The sequence below is a fragment of the Protofrankia sp. Cr1 genome (assembly GCF_963555865.1).
In the GTDB taxonomy this organism is placed as follows: Bacteria; Actinomycetota; Actinomycetes; order Frankiales; family Frankiaceae; genus Protofrankia.
In genome coordinates, this window is sequence record NZ_CAUVXO010000018.1 from 27,968 (window position 1) to 29,054 (window position 1,087).

Sequence of the window (1,087 nt, forward strand, 5' to 3'; positions counted from 1 at the left end):
CAACGATGAAGTCCGGCAACGATGAAGTCCGCCACCGCGGGCTGGAACGGCGCAGGTGAATGCCGCGGGAGCTTGACGAGGACGACGTGCGGGTCCGGGCCGGGCGCGGGTCACGGCCCCGAACCCGGGAACGTCCCGACCATGCCGACGCGGTGACGGCCACGGTCGTCGCCGTTGATCGGGGTCGCTACACCTGCCATGTCACCGGGCACCTGGCTGCGAAGGCACCGGCGGCCGGGACGCCGGCCGGCCCATCGACATCCACCGGCGTGCTGGTCGCCGGTGTCCGCGGCGGTTCGTTGCGCCGGACCAGCGTGATCGTCGGCGACGAGGTCGCCCTGGTCGGTGACGTCTCGGGTTCGCCCGGCAGCCTTGCCCGGATCGTCGGGCGGAGCGAACGCCGAAGCGTGCTGCGTCGCACCCCCGACGACACCGATCCCCTGGAACGCCCGATCGTCGCCAACGCCGACCGGCTCGTCATTGTCTGTGCCCTCACCGACCCACCACCGCGCACCGGGCTGATCGACCGATGCCTGGTCGCGGCCTACGACGGTGGCCTGGAGCCGGTACTCTGCCTCACCAAGGCCGATCTCGCCGACGACACGCCGCTGCGGGAGCTCTACGGGCCGCTCGGCCTGCCGGTGGTGACCACCCGGCCGGATGCGGGCATCGACGCGCTGACGGCGCTGCTCGCCGGCTGCGTCTGCGTCATGTTCGGTCACTCCGGCGTCGGCAAGTCAACGCTGGTCAACCGGGTGGTACCGGATGCCGCCCGGACAATCGGCGCGGTCAACGCGGTCACCGGACGAGGCAGGCACACCTCGTCCGCCGCCATCGCCCTGCCGATGCCCGGTGGGGGCTGGGTCGTCGACACTCCGGGGGTGCGCTCATTCGGGCTGGGCGCGGTCTGTGCGGACCGGGTGCTGGCCGCATTTCCCGATCTTGCACCGGCCGCGGTTGCCTGCCCGGGTGGCTGCACCCACCAGGCGGGCCTCGCCGACTGCGCGCTGGACCAGGCTGTCGATGACGGACAGGCAGACCCAGGCCGGCTCGCGAGCCTGCGCCGGCTGCTTGCCGCCCGGTCCGC

General features: G+C 72.7%; 1 protein-coding gene. It reads left to right on the plus strand.

Annotation, left to right across the window (positions count from 1 at the left end):
* Positions 1–59: 59 nt before the first annotated feature.
* Positions 60–1,087, plus strand: a 1,028-nt coding sequence (rsgA, locus tag U9980_RS03550) for a ribosome small subunit-dependent GTPase A (RefSeq protein WP_322766657.1), incomplete at its 3' end; no start/stop codon positions are given.